This is a genomic window from Bradyrhizobium sp. CCBAU 45321, from assembly GCF_028128975.1.
GTDB classification, from domain to species: Bacteria; Pseudomonadota; Alphaproteobacteria; order Rhizobiales; family Xanthobacteraceae; genus Bradyrhizobium; species Bradyrhizobium yuanmingense.
In genome coordinates, this window is record NZ_LFKZ01000130.1 from 209,995 (window position 1) to 228,281 (window position 18,287).

18 protein-coding genes are annotated in these 18,287 nt (G+C 64.2%); 8 read left to right on the forward strand and 10 right to left on the reverse strand.

What is annotated here, in order from left to right; all coding sequences use genetic code 11:
• Nucleotides 1-30: 30 nt before the first annotated feature.
• Entirely contained in the window at nt 31-378 is a 348-nt protein-coding gene (locus tag ACM43_RS33500; RefSeq protein ID WP_050991738.1) for a DUF3307 domain-containing protein, read from the reverse strand.
• Between the two features lie 402 nt (nt 379-780).
• On the opposite strand from ACM43_RS33500, the gene ACM43_RS33505 reads away from it, so the two are divergent.
• The 3 genes from ACM43_RS33505 to ACM43_RS33515 all read left to right on the forward strand — a co-directional run bounded on the left by ACM43_RS33505 (nt 781) and on the right by ACM43_RS33515 (nt 3,607).
• A complete protein-coding gene (locus tag ACM43_RS33505) occupies nt 781-2,226 on the forward strand; it encodes a TAXI family TRAP transporter solute-binding subunit (RefSeq protein ID WP_271545950.1) in 1,446 nt (481 codons plus the stop codon).
• Between the two features lie 253 nt (nt 2,227-2,479).
• Nucleotides 2,480-2,698, forward strand: coding sequence for a hypothetical protein (locus tag ACM43_RS33510; protein ID WP_271545951.1), 219 nt, complete (start codon nt 2,480-2,482; stop codon nt 2,696-2,698).
• Nucleotides 2,699-2,821: 123 nt separating this feature from the next.
• Nucleotides 2,822-3,607: an enoyl-CoA hydratase/isomerase family protein gene (locus ACM43_RS33515; RefSeq protein WP_271545953.1), complete on the forward strand. Its 786-nt coding sequence runs from the start codon at nt 2,822-2,824 to the stop codon at nt 3,605-3,607.
• A 7-nt stretch (nt 3,608-3,614) separates the two neighbouring features.
• Here the strand turns inward: ACM43_RS33515 and ACM43_RS33520 are convergent, their stop codons facing one another.
• The gene (locus ACM43_RS33520) at nt 3,615-4,259 is read right to left on the reverse strand and encodes a glutathione S-transferase family protein (RefSeq protein WP_271545955.1); all 645 of its coding nucleotides are present in this window, start codon (nt 4,257-4,259) and stop codon (nt 3,615-3,617) included.
• Nucleotides 4,260-4,345: 86 nt separating this feature from the next.
• Between ACM43_RS33520 and ACM43_RS33525 the strand changes: the two genes are divergently transcribed.
• The gene (locus ACM43_RS33525) at nt 4,346-5,326 is read left to right on the forward strand and encodes a helix-turn-helix transcriptional regulator (protein WP_271545957.1); all 981 of its coding nucleotides are present in this window, start codon (nt 4,346-4,348) and stop codon (nt 5,324-5,326) included.
• Between the two features lie 137 nt (nt 5,327-5,463).
• A complete protein-coding gene (locus tag ACM43_RS33530; protein WP_028138614.1) occupies nt 5,464-5,712 on the forward strand; it encodes a hypothetical protein in 249 nt (82 codons plus the stop codon).
• 56 nt (nt 5,713-5,768) lie between these two features.
• Here the strand turns inward: ACM43_RS33530 and ACM43_RS33535 are convergent, their stop codons facing one another.
• The 3 genes from ACM43_RS33535 to ACM43_RS33545 form a co-directional block, all read right to left on the reverse strand.
• Nucleotides 5,769-6,716, reverse strand: a complete 948-nt coding sequence (locus tag ACM43_RS33535; protein WP_271545959.1) for a fatty acid desaturase — start codon at nt 6,714-6,716, stop codon at nt 5,769-5,771.
• Between the two features lie 15 nt (nt 6,717-6,731).
• Complete coding sequence (locus ACM43_RS33540; RefSeq protein ID WP_271545961.1) at nt 6,732-7,748, reverse strand: alpha/beta fold hydrolase; 1,017 nt, start codon at nt 7,746-7,748, stop codon at nt 6,732-6,734.
• 140 nt (nt 7,749-7,888) lie between these two features.
• Nucleotides 7,889-8,692, reverse strand: coding sequence for an MBL fold metallo-hydrolase (locus ACM43_RS33545; protein WP_157283132.1), 804 nt, complete (start codon nt 8,690-8,692; stop codon nt 7,889-7,891).
• A gap of 186 nt (nt 8,693-8,878) precedes the next feature.
• Between ACM43_RS33545 and ACM43_RS33550 the strand changes: the two genes are divergently transcribed.
• Together ACM43_RS33550 and ACM43_RS33555 are read left to right on the forward strand one after the other, a co-directional pair.
• Nucleotides 8,879-10,078 (forward strand): MFS transporter, encoded by a 1,200-nt coding sequence (locus tag ACM43_RS33550; protein WP_271545964.1) that lies wholly within the window; start codon nt 8,879-8,881, stop codon nt 10,076-10,078.
• Between the two features lie 197 nt (nt 10,079-10,275).
• Nucleotides 10,276-11,226 (forward strand): AraC family transcriptional regulator, encoded by a 951-nt coding sequence (locus ACM43_RS33555; protein WP_271545966.1) that lies wholly within the window; start codon nt 10,276-10,278, stop codon nt 11,224-11,226.
• 36 nt (nt 11,227-11,262) lie between these two features.
• Here ACM43_RS33555 and ACM43_RS33560 read toward each other — a convergent pair whose 3' ends face one another.
• The 3 genes from ACM43_RS33560 to ACM43_RS33570 all read right to left on the reverse strand — a co-directional run bounded on the left by ACM43_RS33560 (nt 11,263) and on the right by ACM43_RS33570 (nt 15,234).
• On the reverse strand, nt 11,263-12,876 hold the full coding sequence (locus tag ACM43_RS33560) for an acyl-CoA synthetase (protein ID WP_271545967.1): 1,614 nt from the start codon (nt 12,874-12,876) through the stop codon (nt 11,263-11,265).
• 371 nt (nt 12,877-13,247) lie between these two features.
• Nucleotides 13,248-14,474: an ABC transporter substrate-binding protein gene (locus ACM43_RS33565; RefSeq protein WP_157283136.1), complete on the reverse strand. Its 1,227-nt coding sequence runs from the start codon at nt 14,472-14,474 to the stop codon at nt 13,248-13,250.
• Nucleotides 14,475-14,529: 55 nt separating this feature from the next.
• On the reverse strand, nt 14,530-15,234 hold the full coding sequence (locus ACM43_RS33570; RefSeq protein ID WP_157283137.1) for a DJ-1/PfpI family protein: 705 nt from the start codon (nt 15,232-15,234) through the stop codon (nt 14,530-14,532).
• A 130-nt stretch (nt 15,235-15,364) separates the two neighbouring features.
• Between ACM43_RS33570 and ACM43_RS33575 the strand changes: the two genes are divergently transcribed.
• Nucleotides 15,365-16,318: a GlxA family transcriptional regulator gene (locus ACM43_RS33575; protein ID WP_442869364.1), complete on the forward strand. Its 954-nt coding sequence runs from the start codon at nt 15,365-15,367 to the stop codon at nt 16,316-16,318.
• 100 nt (nt 16,319-16,418) lie between these two features.
• Here the strand turns inward: ACM43_RS33575 and ACM43_RS33580 are convergent, their stop codons facing one another.
• Both ACM43_RS33580 and ACM43_RS33585 read right to left on the reverse strand, forming a co-directional pair.
• On the reverse strand, nt 16,419-17,195 hold the full coding sequence (locus ACM43_RS33580; protein WP_271545971.1) for a cyclase family protein: 777 nt from the start codon (nt 17,193-17,195) through the stop codon (nt 16,419-16,421).
• A gap of 59 nt (nt 17,196-17,254) precedes the next feature.
• A complete protein-coding gene (locus ACM43_RS33585; protein WP_271546514.1) occupies nt 17,255-18,244 on the reverse strand; it encodes a fumarylacetoacetate hydrolase family protein in 990 nt (329 codons plus the stop codon).
• Between the last annotated feature and the right edge of the window lie 43 nt (nt 18,245-18,287).

Here is an 18,287-nt window from a genome sequence, read left to right on the forward strand (position 1 = left end):
GTTGCCTCGCTCAAAAGGGCAGCCCGCCCCTCAGTTCGCCGCCATGAAGATCGCGAGGCCGAAGCCGGTCAGGTGGTGCAGCGCCTGGTCGACGCCGATCAGCGTCCAGAACCAGGGATGGGCGAGGTCGACGCCGAAATTGGCGGAGACGTATCCCTTGGCGCGGTCGATCGTGATGTGGATCAGGAAGTCGATGAAGGCCACGAACCAGAATCGCGGCGCCACGATCACGATCAGCGGCAGCGCGACGGCAAGGTGGACCAGGCAGTGCACCAGAAGCGGCAGGGCCCAGCCATGCTTCTGATCCTTGCCGTGCGCCATCCAGGCGGTTTGAAGAACGAAATCGGCGATGACGTGCTTGAAGGTGAGCAGCAACATCCAGCCAATGAGCGCTTCAACCGGAATCGCCGATGACATGGGTGGAAACGACAAAGCTGACGCCCTCATTGACGTGACGAGAAGAATTGGAGCGTTCAGCGCAACTTCTTCTTGGACCGGTCAAATCGCCGGGACGCGCAATTTATGACATCTCCCGCGGCGGAATGCAGCCGGGTGGAACCGGAAAATCGCCAAGTGTGGCTAACCGGTGATAGGATGGCCAATCGCCGCGGACATATCGAGTAAGTACCTCCGGCTCGAAATTTGCATTCCGCCGCCTTCGCGCTATCATCGGCGATCGGGAATATCGTTCTTTTTTCAGGCGTTTACGAATTACCGGGGCCCGCCGCGCTTCCAAGCCACGCGCCGCCGCCAGCCAAACGATAAGGCCAGAGTGCTGCCATGAGTACCGAAGGCCCCATCGCATCGCCGACCATGCCGCCGCCCCGGCGCTCCAAGGTGATCAAGACCAACCAGCAGCAGGTTCTCCTCTACGTCGTGCTGACCCTGCTGCTGTCGTTCGCCACCGTCTGGGCCGGCCGCACGCTGGTGCACAATTCGGAGACGCTGACCTTTGCCGTCGGCGGCCCCAACAGCGATGAGGCGCTGTTCGCGGCCAAGCTCGCCGCCCTCCTGAAGAACAATGCGTCGCGCTTGCGGATCAACATCGTCAACAACGCCGACAATGCCAAGGCGCTCGCGCAGTTCGACCGCAGGCAGGCCGACCTCGCCGTGCTGCGCACCGACGCCAAGGTGCCGCTACGGGCGCGCACGCTGGCGATCCTCGAGCACGATCTCGTGCTCCTGCTCGGTCCCGGCAACAAGAAGATCAAGTCGCTGGCCGAATTGAAGAAGAAGAAGGTCGCGGTCGTCGCCGAGAACGAATCCTCGCTCGCCTTCGTCCGCAGCATCCTCGACGTCCCCGATGGCCCTGAGGCTGCGAAGATCCAGATGGCGCCGCAGGGCGCGACGCTCGACAAACTGTTCGCCCCGGCAAACGGCTTCAGCGCGGTGATCGCGATCGTCCACGCCTCGAAGGCGGTCCGGGACAAATCCTATGAGCAAGCCGCCAAGCGCGGCGGCTTCACACTGAACACCATCGAAGAAGCCAAGACGCTGGCGCGCAAATTTCCCGGCATTTCCGACGAGACCGTGACAGCCGGCTCGGTGTCGACATCCCCGCAGATTCCCGACGACGATCTCGACACGATCGGTCTCGAATGGCTGCTGGTCGCGCAATCCCGGATGTCCCCAAGCACGGCCGGCGAGCTCGCCCGCATCGTCTACGAGAATAAGTCGGCGCTCGGGCTCGACAACGGCTTTGCCACCAGGATCGAGCCGGCCTCGGTGGAGAAGGACGCCTTCGTGATCGCACATCGCGGCGCCGCCGACTACATCAACGACGACACCAAGTCGTTCCTGGATAAGTACAGTGACGTGATGTATCTGGGCGTCGCCGCGCTCAGCATCATCGGCTCGATCTTCGCGGCGATCTACGCCAAGATCACCCGCATCGCGCCGGAGAAGGCCAGCGAGCTCTCGACCGCCATCCTCGACATCGGCGAGCGGATCGAGCACGCCCACTCGCTGGATCAGCTCGAATGTCTCCAGGATGAGCTCGAGACCATCTTGCGCGGTGCCGTCATCGGCCTCAGGGACGGCACGATCAGTACCGACGGGCTCGACACCTTCAAGCTCGGCTACGAATTCGTTCGTGACGAGATCGGCATGCGCCGCGACTATCTGAAACGTCATGCCGGCGAAGCCGACAAGACGGTACGCGATGCCGGCCCGGCTCCGTCGGACGACAGCAATGTCGTGGTGGTGAAGACCGCCCAGAGCGCCTGACCCCGCCGGATTGAGCACACCACCGTCCGTGTCCCGGACAAGCTGCAATGCACAAAGGCGTTGCAGCGCTGAGCCGGGACCCAGGAACCGGCGACAGTATGCGTTGCCACATGGGCCCCGGCTCTGCGGCGCATCACTGCGTGCTGCGCTGCGTCCGGGGCACGACACCGAGGCCCGTCCGATCGCCAGCCGGCCGTCTGGAACCCTGCCCATCCGCAACCGTTGGTTTCCGGTTGCAACCGGAGAACGCGGCATGCGTGCACTCCTCATCATCCTTCTTCTGGGAATGCTGGCGGCGGCCGGCTACTTCGCCTATTCCGCAATCGCGGTCGAAGGTGAGCCGATCCCGACGGAAGGCTATGTGGCGCTGGCGCTGGGCGCGGGGTTCTCCGTCATCGTCGGCGTCGGGCTGATGGTGCTGCTGTTCTTCAGCAGCCGCCGCGGCTACGACGAACCGCCACATTTCAGGTAGGGCACCTCGCCAGGGACAGCGGCGTGGACGGCAGGCCCGGTGCAGCGGCGCGGCAAACGACCGGCGCCGTCGTTGACGGCCTCCGCCCGGGCGGGCACTTTGGCGCCGACAACGGAGACGAGAATGTCGGACACAGCCGACGCAGCTTCCAGCCCCCTGCTCGAAATCATCGGCGCCCGCGCCACCATCCGCCTCAACCGGCCCAAGCATCTCAACCGGCTCCAGGCCGAGGATCTCGACGAGCTGACGAGATTGTTCGGCCGGGTCGAGGCCGACCCTGATATTCGCGTGCTGGTGCTGACGGGCACCGGGCGCGCCTTCTCCGCCGGCTACGATCTCAATTCAGTCGCGGAACGCGCGGTCAGCGCGAGCGAGCAGCAGAGCGCGGGCTCGGCCTTCGAGGCGGTGGTCAACCGGCTCGAGGATCTCGGCGTGCCGACGATCTGCCGGCTCAATGGCGGCGTCTATGGCGGCTCGACCGACCTCGCGCTCGCCTGCGATTTCCGCATCGGCGTCGATACCGCGGAAATGTTCATGCCGGCGGCGCGACTTGGGCTGCACTACTACCCGAGCGGCATCAAACGCTACGTGACTCGCCTCGGCATGGACAATGCGAAAAAGCTGTTCCTCACCGCGCAGAAGATCGACGCTCCGGAGATGCTGCGTATCGGCTATCTCACCGCGATGGTGCCGGTGGACTTGCTGGATCAGGAGGTCGACAAGCTCGCTGCGATCCTCGCCGGCAACGCCCCGGAGGCGATGCGCGGCATGAAGCGGGCGATCAACGAATTCGCCCGCGGCGAGCTCGAGGAGGACGCCGCCGATCAGCGCCACCGCGACAGCATGCGCGGCGACGAGATCAAGGAAGGCATCAAGGCGTTCGCCGAGAAGCGGGCACCGCGATTTTGACGCCCTCTCATCCACCCGCCGCGGCGGCATGCTGCGCCGCCATCTCCGCATCTGCGGCATTGATGCGCTGGAACGCCGGCCGCGCCGTCATGCGCTCCGCATAGCGGACGAAGACATCCTTCTTCGGCACGATGCCGAACATCATGGTCCAGCTGAAGGCGACGCCCCACAATACGTCGGCCGCCGTCATGCGCTCGCCGAGCAGATAGGGCCCGTTCGCCAGCTGGGCCTCGAGCGCACCCAGCATCGTATCGTAATCGGCATAGGGCGATTGCGTGATCGGCGCCGGCTCTCGCTGCATGAACTTGTCGATCAAGGCCGGCTCGAACGACGACCCATAATAGGCGATCCAGCGCAGATAAGGCCCGCGCAGCGGATCGTTCAGGGCGGGGGTCAGCCCCGCTTGCGGGAACAGGTCGGCGAGATAGATGGTGATCGCGACCTGCTCGGTCACCAGCGCCTCGCCGTGGCGAATCGCCGGCACCTTGCCCAGCGGGTTGACGGCGAGATAGGCGGGCTTGCGCTGCTCGCCGGCCTTCATGTTGAGGACATGGAGATCGTAAGGAGCCCCCAGCTCCTCCAGCAGCATCCGCGTGCCGGTGGCCCGCGACTGCGGCGAATAGAACAGGGTGATGCGGTTCGGATCGGTCATGGCAATCTCCATCTGGCCGGCTGGCGATGGCGCCGCTTGTAGCGGACCATACCTGACATCCTCTGTCAGGTATGATCTAAGGGATCATGCGCGCGAGCCGAATGATGTCGATTCTCACCACCCTTCAGGCCAGGGGGATGGTTACCGCTCCCGAGCTCGCGGCGGCCTGTGAGGTCTCGGTGCGCACGATCTATCGCGACATCGACGCGCTCGCGGCGTCCGGCGTTCCCGTTTACGCCGACCGCGGCGCGGAAGGCGGCTATCGCCTGCTCGACGGCTATCGCGTGCGACTGAACGGGCTGTCGCAGAGCGAGGCGGGCGCGTTGTTCCTGGCAGGATTGCCGGGCCCGGCCGCCGCGCTCGGGCTCGATGCCGCGATGATCGCCGCCCAAAACAAGCTGATGGCGGCACTGCCTCCGAATTTGCGCGAGGATGCCGGGCGGATGCAGGAGCGTTTCCACCTGGACGCGCCCGGCTGGTTCGGCGAAGCGGAAGACCCGAAGCACCTGCGCACCATCGCCGGCGCCGTACTGCGCGGGACCTTGATCAGGATTCGGTACCAGAGCTGGCGTGCTGAGAAGCAGCGCCGCGTCGCGCCGCTCGGCCTCGTGCTGAAGGGCGGCAGCTGGTATCTCGCAGGACAAGTCGACGCCAGCGTGCGTACCTATCGCGTCGCACGCGTGCTCGACTGCACAGCCCTTGGCGACCGCTTCGATCGTCCCGCCGGCTTCGACCTCGCCGCCCATTGGCGGGCCGCGACGCTGCGGCTCGAAGCGGAGATGCATCCCAATGTCGCGATCGTCCGGCTGTCGCCGTTCGGCGTGAAGCTGCTCGGCGCGCTGAGCCAGCCCTATGTCAAGGCACGCACGCAGCTCGAGGAGACAATCGATGCAGACGGCTGGCGCATTGCGCGCGTGCCGGTCGGAAAGACATCGTGGCATGCCGCGGCCGAACTGCTGCGGCTCGGCCCGGAAGTCGAAGTCCTTGAACCGGCCGATCTCCGCGACAAGATGGCCGAGCTGACGCAGGCGATGGCCGCGCGGTATCGCGCGGCGCAGAAAGCCTGATCGCGGCGCATTCTGCCGCAGCCGACGAAACATTCCTGAAACACGATTCTTCCCGCTTGCCATGAACGCGATCGCGTCTCGTCTCGACGGAAATGCAGGGACGCAACAATGGCCCTAGCGCCGAATGGAGAATGAAGATGTTTCGTAAGCTTGCACTTGGTCTGATCGCCGCCGGCTCGCTCGGCGTTGCCGCTCTCGCCCCCACCGCGGCCTCGGCCGGCGGCTTCCATCACCATCATGGTCATCACCACTGGGGTCCCGGCTGGGGCTTTGGCGGTATCTACCTCAACACCGGCGTCAGCAATTGCTATCAGGAGCGCCTGGTCCGGACCCGTCACGGCCTGCGCGTGCGCGTCGTGAACGTCTGCGCCTACGGGATCTACTGATATCTCGATATCCCGACAAAGCTCCGGTCGCATCGCGGCCGGAGTTTTGCGTTGAGCTAGCCGGCCTGCCGCTGCCGGCGAAACCAAGCCCAGGTCTCGCGCGTCGTTCTGATGTAACCGCGGCCGCGATGGACGATCTCGCCGTCGACAATCGCGTTCAGCTTCGGCAGGGCGTGAAAGGGGATCGAGGGATAAGCGTGGTGCTCGACATGATACGGCATGTTCCACGCGAACCATTTGACGATAGCACCAGTGTAAGTCGTGCGGGTGTTCTGAAAGGCGCTGCGGGTGCGGTCGCAACCGGTATGCTCGGCGTAAAGATAGGGCCGCAGGAAGAACTGCCCGATCAGGAGCGGCACGATCCAGACCCAGAGCAGCAGCGCTGAAGAGAACCACAGCGACAGCGCGAACAGCAGGGCGTAGAGCGCGACATAGGCGCGCGCCTCGGCCACGATGGTGCTGCGCTTGCTCTCGGGAATCCATGGCACGACGACCTTGCCGGTGATCGCGTGGCCGAGCATCAGCCGCAGACGGCCGGCGACCTGGAGCATGCCGCTATAGGCGAGCGCAAGCTGGGTGTCGGACGTCGGCTTCACGCCAACGATCAGCTCGGGATCCCTTTCCGGGTCCTGAGTGTAGCGATGATGGTCCCAGTGAAACAGACAGTAATATTCGTAAGGCAGCCCGATGATGAACGCCGAGAGATAGCCGACGCCGAGATTGAGGCCCCGGCTCCTGAATGCCGTCTTGTGCGCGGTCTCGTGCACCGCCATGAACAGGAAGGCAACGACATAGCCCTGCACCACCATCAGCGGCAGCGCCCAGAGCGCGCCCCAGCTCGACGAAACCTTCCAGATCAGCGCGCCCACCAGCACAATCACGCTGTAATGGCCGAGGCTCTGCACCGCACCTCTGATGTTGGAGCGAACCGACAATTCGCGCAGCGTGGTGGGCGTCAGGGGCTTCAGGCGATGGCCGGCGTCCGAAATGGTTGCGTCGCTCATGATCGGTTGCGTGCCCTATTTGCGGAGAAGCTCGGCGATCTCGGCCTTGATGAAGGCCTGGTCGCGGGGATTGTTGATGGGGTTGCCGGCGCGGTGGCCATGCAGCGATGGGATCGGATGCAGCACCGCCGATCTCGCGTTGACGAGCTTGCCGAGCTCGTCCTCGTTGTCGTGCACGTCGAAATAGCGGTCGGTCGCGCCCGGCATCAGCAGCATGTGTGCCTTGATCGCCGCCAGCGCGCGATCGAGATCACCGGCGAATGCCACACACCGGCTAATGTCGCCACGCTGCCAGATGCCGATCTGCGCCAGGAGATCGTTAGCATCGCGCCGCGCGAAGGTCGCATCCCAGGCGCGGGCGAGATAATCCTCGAGTGAAGTGAAGCCGGCCTCGCGCCAGAGCTCGTCGCGATAGAAGCCGTGCGACATCGCCCAGCCGGCATAGACGCGTCCCATGGCGCGGTAGCCGGCGACGGGTTTTTCGAGGAAGCGGCCGTCGCGGAAGGCGGGATCGGCCGTGAGCGCGGCCTTCACGCTTTCAAGGAAGACGTAGTTATAGGGCGCGCAGCGGGCGCTGCCGCAAACGACGGCGGCGCGCTCGACCATGTCGGGATGCAGCGCCGACCAGTGATAGGCCTGCATGCCGCCCATCGACCAGCCATAGACCAGCGCAAGCTTCGAGATGCCGAAGCGTTCGGTGAGCAGCCGGTGCTGGACCGCGATGGCATCGTGATAGCTCACCTCCGGGAAGGGCGCGGGCGTGTTCGAGGGCGAAGACGATAGGCCGTTGCCGAACAGGTTCGGGATGATGATGAAGTAGCGCGTGGGATCGAGCACGCCGTCGGGACCGATCAGCCATTCAATGTCGGTGTGCTGGGCACTGAACGAGGTCGGATAGAGGATGACGTTGTCTTTGGCCGGGCTCAGCGTGCCGTAGGTCTTGTAGGCGAGCTTCAGGGAGGGAAAGACGGTCCCGGATTGGAGCGCGACGTCGCCAGCCTCGAAGATCTCGTCATCGCGCTGCACCGTCATGCACTCAGCTCCCGCTCACCTTCCCGGCGTCCGCGATGCATCGATCATGCCGGCTTTCACCGGACGTGTCGCTTTCCTTATAGTGTACTTTTAGTACAGTTATTAGAGGCCGGCAAGATAAATCCCATCCGCAACCCGGCTCAAGCGATGGCCGCGAGATAGCGCGCGACCGACGCAGCAAACGCCGCCTTGGCACCGCCGGCGATGTTGCGGCCCCACCAGGCGCCGTAGATCCGGTCGAAGGCGAGCGGCTCGACAGCCGACGCGATCCGCCGTACCGCAGCGGCGTTGAGCGGCATGTAGTTCGGGTAGGAATACATGAAGCTGACGAAGCGCCGGTCCATCGTCACCTGCGCGATATCTCCCGTGAGCAGCGCGCCCTTGCCGTCCGCACCACGCGCATAATGCAGCACGGTGGCGCCGGCGAAGTGGCCGCCGGTGCGCAGCAGCAGCACGTCGTCGGAGAGGCGATGGCTTTCGCCGGTCCAGTGCACGATCGCCGGGTGAGGTCGCGTGACGAAGGCGCGATCGTCGGCATGCAGATAGACCGGCACGCCACCGAACCTGTCGCTCCAGTCGGCGGCCGCGCCATAATAATGCGGATGCGAGATCGCAATGGCCTTGAGGCCGCCGAGCGCTGCGATGTGATGGATGGCCTCGTCGCTCGCGAGTGGAATGCAGTCCCACATCAAGCAGCCGCCGCCGTCGGGCACCAGCAGCGCGCGCTGCCCGATGGCGAAGCTCGGCTCCATGCCGATCCCGGTCAGGCCGAGATCGTCGCGCCCCACCAGTCGGTGCTTGCGCGCGAGCTCCTCGCGCGTGAGGAAGGCTTGACCGTCCCAGCCGACGAACTGGCGCTCGTCCTCGCAGATCGGACAGGCCGCAGGGGGATTCCCGCTATCCGGGAATTGAGCGCCGCAGGTTGCGCAGGTCCAGAGGGGCATCGCGCTGATCCATCGTGAGTCCATCCTTGCAAGACATGACGTCGCGCGCGCCGGATCGCAAGAGCAACCGGAACCAACGCCATGAGAGCAGGTTAAGTTCTGGTCCGCCCCGGGCGCCCGCAGCGCCCGCCGAGCCCGTCTCATGCGAGATCCGATTCGATCGGCAGCATCAAGTTCAGCGTCTCGATGACATCGCGCCCTTCAACGTCTCGCATCTGGCCCCTGTTCGCGCTCAATTTCTTCATGGCCGACATGCAGTCGGGCATCGGGCCGTTCGTCGGGGTCTTCCTTCAGGAACGCGGCTGGGCGACCGGCCTGATCGGCACGGCAATGACGATCGGCAACGTCGCGGGCATGCTGGTCACGACTCCGATCGGCGGCTTCATCGATTCCAGCCGCAACAAGCGGCTGTGGGTGATCATTCCCGGCATCTGCGTCGTTTCGGCGTCCGCAATCATCCTGATCTCGCAAAACTTCTGGGCGGTGACGTTCTCGCAAGTCGCGCAATCGCTGGCGAGCGCCGCAATCGTGCCGGCCGTCACGGGCATCACGCTCGGTATCGCCAAGCAGAAGGGCTTCAATGCGCTCAATGGCCGCAACCAGGCGTACAACCACGCCGGCAACATGGTCGGAGCCGCGCTCTCAGGCTATCTCGGCTACAAGTATGGCTATTTTGCCGTGTTCGCGCTGGCGGCCTTGTTCGGCGCCATCGCGATCGCTTGCGTGCTGATGATTCCAGCCAAGGCGATCGACGACCGCGCCGCGCGCGGCAGCAAGGAGGACGATTCCAAGGCGCCGCCGGATGCGATGACGATGCTGCTGAAGCACAAGGCGTTGCTCGTGCTTGCTCTCGCCCTCGCGCTGTTCCACCTCGGCAATGCCGCGATCGTGCCGCTGTACGGACTTGCCGCGGTCGCCGAGGGACAGGCCAACGGCCCGAGCTTCGTCGCAACGACCGTGGTGATCGCACAGGGCGTGATGATCGTGACCTCGCTGATCGCGATGAAGGCCGCGAGCAAGCGCAATTACTGGCCGGTGATCCTGGTGTCTTTCATGTTCTTGCCGGTCCGCGGCGTGCTCGCGTTCTTCGTCACGGGATGGTGGGGCGTGGTGCCGATGCAGGTGCTCGACGGCATCGGCACCGGACTGCAAACGGTCGCCGTCCCCGGCATGGTCGCGCGCTCGCTCAACGGCACCGGCCGCATCAATCTCGGCCAGGGCGCCGTGATCACCGTGCAGGGTATCGGCGCGAGCCTCAGTCCCGCTCTCGGCGGCTGGATCGCGCAATGGATCGGCTATGGGCCGACCTTCCTGCTGCTCGGCGGCTTTGGCCTGGCGTCGATCGCGCTGTGGCTGGCCTTCAGTGCGGCGGTGAAGAGGTATTGAGGTTCTCCGGCGCCTGGCGGTCGCGGCGCAAAGTGCTCGATTTGCCCAATAAGCAGGCTGCGGCACCTCGTCGCTGGCTCAGCGCGTAGGTGCGAGTGGTTTTTCGCGCAATCTGGCGCTTTTCCAGTTGCCGCATCCCCGGCGCGCCGACGAAAGTGCGGACCGCAATGAATCGGCAATAGGCGTTCCGGCGATCGATGACCCAGCCGCAGCTCTCATTCGATGGCGACCCGAACGGTGCGGCCTATGAGCAATGGCGCGAGCAGTTTTGCCGTCAGGTAGCGAACGTCGATTTCGTGCCGGTTGGTGAAGGGCGCGTTCACCGAACCATTGCGCCTGCCATTCTTCCCCGCCTCAGACTCTCGGCCTCGTTCGGCACGCCGATGTCCTTCGTGTCATTGGGAACGAACGACGAGTTGGTGATCACGACGTCGCCCAATTCGGCATTGCGTGGGGCCATGGGGAAACGGCCACTGGAGGTCGCCGCCGGCGACATCACGATCGGCGATCCCTCGATCAAGGGGGCCCAAATCACGCAACTGGCGTATGGTAATTTCCAGACCGCGCTGCTGCCGCGGAAAGCTCTGCTGCGCGCCTGCCCGAATGCCGAGGACCTAATCGCGGGGTCGATCTCCGGCGCCAACCCGATCACATCGATGTTCCTGCGATATTACGACCTCGCACACGCGCACGCGGACAAGCTCGCGCCGGCGGAGCTCGATGCGGTCTCGCAGCACCTGTTCGACCTCGCCGTCCTGATGCTCGGCGCACGCGGCGATGCCGCCGAAGAGGCTCAATTGCGGGGCCTTGCGGCGGCGCGCTTCGAAGCGCTCAAGTCCGACATCCTGGCTCAGCTGGACAGCCCCGCATTGTCGCTGTCCGACCTCGCAGCCGCGCACCGGATCAGTCCGCGCAGCATCCAATTGCTGTTCGAGCGCGCCGGCATCACCTATAGCGGCTTCGTGCTGGAGCAAAGATTACTGCGCGCCGAACGACTGCTGCGAAGTCCTGCCATGCGCAGCCGCAAGATCATCGAGATCGCGCACCTCGCTGGCTTTCACGACGTCTCCTACTTCCATCGCGCGTTTCGCCGCCGTTTCGGAGCGACGCCCGACGATGTCAGGAAGCTGGCTGGCGAGGCCGAATAAGCGAGTTCCGCCGCGACGGCGCCGGAACGGCGCCTGCTAGGTCCCAAAACTCTTCTGCACCGCCTTGTCGAGCGTCTCGCCGCCGACGAAGCGCTGGCGCAGCTCGCGCTTGAGCAGCTTGCCGCTCGGATTCTTCGGCAGGGCGTCCACGAAGATCACGCGCTTGGGCACCTTGAAATGGGCCATGTGGCCGGCGCAATGCCTGATGACGGCGTCTTCGTCGAGCTTCGCCCCGGTCTTGACCACGACGATGGCGGTCACGGCCTCGATCCAGCGCGGATCGGGCAGGCCGACCACCGCGACCTCGGAGACCTCCGGAATGCGATAGACCATCTCCTCGACCTCGCGGCTCGCGACGTTCTCGCCGCCGGTCTTGATCATGTCCTTGACGCGGTCGACCACGGTGATGTGGCCTTCCTCGTCGACGGTGGCGAGATCGCCGGAGTGAAACCAGCCGCCGGCAAATGCCGCCGCAGTCTTGACCGGATCGTTGTAATAGCCGGAGAGCAGATGCGGCGAGCGATGCACGATCTCGCCGACTTCGCCGACCTTGACATCCTCCATCGCCGTGTTGACGACGCGCGTCTCGACATTGAGCACGGGCTTGCCGGCGGAGCCGGCCTTGCGGAGCTGATCCTCCGGTCGCAGCACGGTCGCGAGCGGCGCGATCTCGGTCTGGCCGTAGAAATTCCAGAACTTGACCGCGGGCAGACGGCGCTGCAATTCGAGCAGCACCTCCACCGGCATGATCGAGGCGCCGTAATAGCCCTTCTGCAAGGTCGACAGATCGGTCTTGTCGAAGTTCGGCGAGCGCAGCATCGCGATCCAGATCGTCGGCGGCGCGAAGAACGAGGTGATCCTGTGCGCCTGGATCAGCGCCAGGATGTTGTCGGCGGTCGGCTTGCCGGTAATTACGCCGGAGGCGCCGAGATACACCTGCGGGCCCAGGAACACATCCAGCTGCGCGCAATGATAGAGCGGCAGAGCGTGCAGGAACTTGTCGTCCACGCTCATGCCGCCGTCGATGATGCAGCTGACATACTGCCACATCACGGCTTCATGGGTCAGCATCGCGCCCTTGGGCAGCGATTCCGTGCCTGAGGTGTAGACGATCTGCGCGAGATCGCGGCTGTCGACCGAGGCGTCCAGGAACGAGCCGTCCGGATGCAGGAGATCATCGAAGGTGGTGAGGTCTGCGGGCGGCGCGGCCGGATCCTCGCCCGGCAGCCAGATCATCTTCTCGACCGCGCAATCCTTTGCGCTCGCCGCGCGTGCGGGCTCGACGAAATCGGGACCGGTCGCGAGCAGCTTTGCGCCGGAGCTCTTCAGGATGAAATTGATCTCGTCCGGATTGAGCATGAAGTTGATCGGCACCAGCACCGCGCCGATCCGCGCCGCCGCGAAGCGCAGCGCAGCGAAGGCGTGCGAGTTGCGCGAGAGCACGGCGAGGCGGTCGCCCTTCCCGACGCCGAGGCCAAGCAGGCCGCGGCCGAGCCGGTTGCAGATCGCGTCAATCTCGGCAAAGCTCCAGCTCACGTCGCCGCAGCTCACCGCGAGCTTGTTCGGCTCGCGGCCTGCGGAGCGGCGCAGGAGATCGCCGATGGAATGCTCGCGCGCTTTCGAGATGGTGGCTGCAATGTGGCCGGTCATTTCTTCCCCGTGGAATTTTCGTTCAGCACAAAGGCCGCGAGCTTTCGTGTTTCGCGGACCGTAGTCGGCGCCGTCAGCGACGTCAAATTACACGCGGGCAAATAAAACCCGCGAAAACAACCCCATGCACAGTAGACGGTGGCTGCAAGATCAATGGGTTAGGTGGGAAGCGGGATTGGGTGTGAGTCGGGCAGGATTTCAGGAGCCAAAAAGCCAAGGGACAGTGGTTCCACTCGCCCGTCCGGCGCGCCTAAGCGAGCCGAGGAGAATTGGCCGCGATGGTTGCTCCCATCCGAATGACGTCTCCCGTGATTTGCTTCGTCGGGCAAAACAGGAGCATAGTGGCATCATCGCGGTTTGGCACTCCAAGCTCAATTACCCCGCCTGACCAGCGGGCATTCACTGTCAGCGAGCGAAGCGTAGACTTCACCGCTCGGAATTTTCTCGAGCACGTTGTAGTACTCCCAGGGTGCCTTGACCTCGGACGGATCCTTCACCTGCACAAGGTAGAAGTCGTGCACGAGCTTGCCGTCCTCGCGCAACCGCGCGCCGCGTGCGTAGAAATCGTCGACGGACGTCGCGCGCATCTTCTCCAGCACTGGATCCGTTGCATCCGTGCCTACGGCAGCGACTGCTTTCAGATAGTGGCTGACGCCGGAATAGACCGCGGCTTGCGGTGCCGTGGGCATGGCGCTGCGAAGCTTGAAGAAGCGCTGGCCGAACGCCCGGCTCTCGTCATCCAGCGCCCAGTACCATGCCGTCAGCGTGGTCAGGCCCATGGCGATTTTCGGGCCCATGGCATGAACATCGGTGTCGAACATCAGTTCGGCCACGGGCTTCTGGTTTCCCGTGTTCATGCCGAACTCGTTCCACTGCTTCATCAGATTGACCAGCTGATCGCCGGCATTGGCGAAGGCGATCGCCTTCGCGCCAGACGCCTTCGCCTGCAGGATGAACGAGCTGTAGTCCGCGTTGCCAATCGGGTGATACACCGCGCCGAGCGACTTGCCGCCCGCGGCCGCCAGCACGCGCTGCGATTCCGACACCATGTTCTTGCCGAACGCGTAATCGGCCGCGATGAAGAACCAGGTGTCGTAGCCCTGGCTGACCAGGGTACGGATCGGTCCCGACACCAGATTGTAGGAATCGTGCAGCCAGGCCAGGCCGCTTCGCGAACATTGCTTGCCCGTCAATTCGGTGGTCGCCACCGCCGAATAGATCGCAATCTTGTTCTTGTCGCGCGCCAGCGACTGGATCGCCAGCCCCACGGCCGAATTGGACACGTCGGCGACCATGTCGACGCCGTCGACGTCGAACCATTTCCGCACAATGCCGACGCCGATATCAGGCTTGTTCTGATGATCGGCGGCCAAGATCTCGACCTTGATCGACGGCACTAATTTCTGAAAATCTTCCGCCGCCATCTTGGCTGCCGCAACGGAGCCCGATCCCGACAGGTCGGACAATGGCCCGGTCTGGTCATTGATGATGCCGATCCGGACCACACTACCGGAGAGTTCGGCGGCGCGAGTGGGCGGACAAGATGCGATGAAAGTCCCAACGACGAGAAGGGTAGCGATGCGGCCGTGCCAGTTCATGCGAACACCTTTCCAATAGTGGCGCTTGTGGCTTTCCTCCCTGTGCCGAACGGGCTTAAGCTGCCGTTGCTTTCGCCTTGAGTTTAGAAACTGCCTTCTGCACCGCGGCTGCGCGCTTTTGCAGCCAAGGTTCGGCCTCGCGGCGCATGCGGGAAATTAGCTCACGCGGCGCATTCTGCACGGTGATGTCGAACGGCGGCTGCGGCTGATATTCCAGCATCAACTGGAGATTTTTCGCAACGTCTTCGCCGCAGAGCTCGGCGGCGACCTGAAAACCGAAATCGATACCGGCGGTGACACCGCCGCCGGAAATGCGGTTGCGGTCAACCACGACGCGTTCGTCGACGGCGATGGCGCCAAAGGCAGCAAGCTGGTCGCTCATCAGCCAATGGCAGGCTGACCTGTATCCGTCGATCAGGCCTGCGGCGCCGAGGATCAGACAGCCGGCGCAAACCGAAGTGATGTAGCGTGCCGATCCACCCTTGTCGCGAACGAAGGCAATCACCTCGTCATCGTCCATGGTGGCGACCTGTCCCGGGCCGCCGCCGATGCAGAACACGTCCAGATCCGGGCAGTCGGCGAACGTCGTGGTTGGCAGCAGCGGAAGACCGACGTCGCTGACGACAGGCTCGATACGCTTCCACAACAGGTGCATGCGGACGTTCGGCAGACGGGCAAACACTTCGAAAGGTCCGGTGACGTCCAGCTGCGTCATCCCGGGATAGTACAGAATTCCGATTTCGATCCGCTTGCCGGACATTGAGCCCTCCTACGTTGGATAACCCATGTTGACAGCGGAGGGCATTTGCCGAAATGTCATTACACACGCAATTCCTGCCAAGCCGTCCCTGCTCAAGGCGCTGCCAATGGCCCGTTCCGTCCGCCGCCGCGTGATCTTCGTGCTGTTCGACGACTGCCTGTTGCTCGACTTCGCCGGACCGCTGCAGGCCTTCGAGTTGGCCTGCGAAACGTCCAAAGCGGGGCAGGCGCCCTATGTCTGGCAGATCTGCTCGTTGAAGGGCGGGCCGGTCAAAACCTCGTCCGGTCTGGAGGTGATCACGACCGCCCTCGCTGATTGCGACCAAAAGAACATCGACACCCTCGTGGTGGGTGGGGGTCCCGGCGTCCATCGCGCCGCTGCAGAAGCCGCGCTGGTCGATTGGTTTCGCCTGGCAGCGCCGAAGGCAAGGCGCGTCTGCTCGGTCTGCACGGGTACATTCGTTCTGGCTGCGGCCGGGCTGCTGCGCGGGCGGCGCGCGGTCACCCATTGGGGTTCCTGTGACCTGCTGCGAGAAAAACATCCCGACGTTTCGGTTCAGGTCGATCCAGTCTTTGTGCATGACGGCGGCATCTGGACATCGGCAGGCGTGACGGCCGGCATCGATCTGGCGCTTACGCTTCTGGAAGATGATCTCGGCCATCGCGAGGCCATGCGCATCGCGCGCCGGCTCGTCGTTTTCCTCAAGCGGCCCGGCGGGCAGGCGCAATTCAGCGTGCCGCTGTCAATGCAGGCCTCGGAAGACCGCGCTTTCGAAACAATTTCGAGCTGGATGCAGGAAAATCTGGGCCGCGATTTGCGCGTCGAAAGTCTCGCCGAACGAGCCGGCATGAGCCCGCGCACCTTCGCGCGCGTGTTTCGCCAGAAGACCGGCCGCACCCCGGCCAAGGCGGTGGAAGAGCTTCGCGTCGAGGCCGCCCGACGCGCGCTGGAAGAGTCCGCCTCCCCTATCAAGGAAATCGCCGCGCGCGCAGGCTTTCAAAGCGAAGAGCATCTGCGCCGCGCGTTCCGCCGCCGCCTGAACGTGTTGCCGCATGACTATCGGACTCGATTCCATCAAGGGTAAAGTCAGCGACAGGCCGGCGGCGGCTCCGCGTTGGGCGTCAATCGCGTCAAATGGACGTCATCGGCAATTGTCGGTCTCGGTGGTCGCGGGCCTCGAGGAGCTAGCCTTCCAAGATCGCGACCGCACGCGTCCATCCGGCCGAGGCGCGCTCGATCTTGACCGGGAAGCATGACACCTTGAAGCCTGACGGCGGCAGCAGTTCGAGATTGTGCAGCTTCTCGAGATGACAATAGCCGATATGGCGTCCGGCCTTGTGGCCTTCCCAGATCAGGCTGGCGTCTTTCGTCTCGGCATATTTCTTCGCGGTGTGAACGAACGGCGCGTCCCAGCTCCAGCCGTCGGTGCCGGTCAGGCGCACGCCGCGCTCGAGCAGGTACATGGTTGCTTCGTAGCCCATGCCACAGCCCGACGTGACGTAGTCCTGCCGGCCATATTTGGCGCCAGCGCTGGTGTTGACCACGACGATCTCGAGCGGCTTCAGCTCGTGGCCGATGCGCTCGAGCTCGGCCTCGACGTCCTTGGCCGTTGCGACATAGCCGTCCGGCAGGTGCCGGAAGTCGAGCTTCACGCCGGGCTGGTAGCACCATTCCAGCGGCACCTCGTCGATGGTCCAGGACCGCTCGCCGCGATTCATGGTCGGGTGAAAATGCCAGGGGGCGTCGAGATGCGTGCCGTTGTGGGTGGAGAGACTGACCTGCTCCACCGCCCAGCCCTGGCCATCAGGCAGATCCTCGGCCTTCAGCCCGTCGAAGAACTGCAGCATGCGCGGCAGGCCCTGCTGATGATCGATATACTGGATCGTCGGATGATTGCCGGGCGGGTCGGCGGGCACGTCGTTCTGGAGAGGGACTGAGATGTCGATCAGCTTGCTCGTCATGGCGCTTCCTCGTCGATTGTTTTCGTTGGCGGCGTCAGCCGCGCCTTCAGACGTCCCCTTCAGGTATCTTGCCGCTCGACGCGGTTCTTCAAGATACCGATCTTCTCGACCTCGAGCTCGATCGTATCGCCATGCTCGAGAAACCAGCCGAGCTCGAGGCCGCAGCCATTGCCGACCGTGCCGGAGCCGATGAATTCACCGGGCATCAGCGTCTCGTCCTGGGAGACGTGCGCGATGATCTCCTCGAACGAAAACAGCATGCCCTCGCTCACGCCTTTCGAGCGGGTCTCGCCGTTGACGCGCGCTTCCATCTTTAGCTTGTAGGGATCACCGATCTCGTCCGGTGTCACGATCCAGGGCCCCATCACGTTGCCGCCGTCAAAACTCTTGCCCTTGGCAGGGCCGAGCCGTCCCTCCATCTCGATGCGCTGGGCGTCGCGCGCCGAGAAATCGTTGAAGATGGTGTAGCCGAAGATGTGATCCCCAGCCTTCGCAGGCGTGATGTTGGCGCCCTTGTTCTTGGTGATGATCCCGAATTCGAGCTCGTAGTCCATCACCTTGCTGTAGCGAGGCCATTTCACCGTGGTGTTGGTGCCGCGGACGCTGAAGCGGTTGGTGATGTAGAAGATCGGCTGCTTGCGATAGACCTCGGGCAATTCGCCGAGCGGCTCGGCGTCGATGCGCGCCAATGCCGCCATGTCGCCCTTGGCACGCGCGGCGAGCTTTTGCTGCCCGCGCGGCGCCTGCAGGATGTGCAGGGGAAACGACATGCCGTCCCGCATTTGCCTGGGCTCCGGGACCGGCGCGAGGATGTCGACGGCGTTGACCGCCGCCGACAGCGTCGCGTCCTGGCCGTGCTTGTCGAGCAGGGCCCGGGCCCGATCGAGCGCGCGGGGCCCGGCGTCGATCAGCGCCAGCATCGAGCCAAAGGCCGGATCGGCCCCGCCGTCCCGTGCGGCCGCGGCGGCGAGGTCGAACACCTGGCTGCTATTGCTGTGGACGGCTCCGATCTTCTCCTGACCGGCCGATCTGAATGTTGCGAGTTTCACCTTGGGCACCCCTTGTTCTCGTTCGAAATATATGATCAGATAA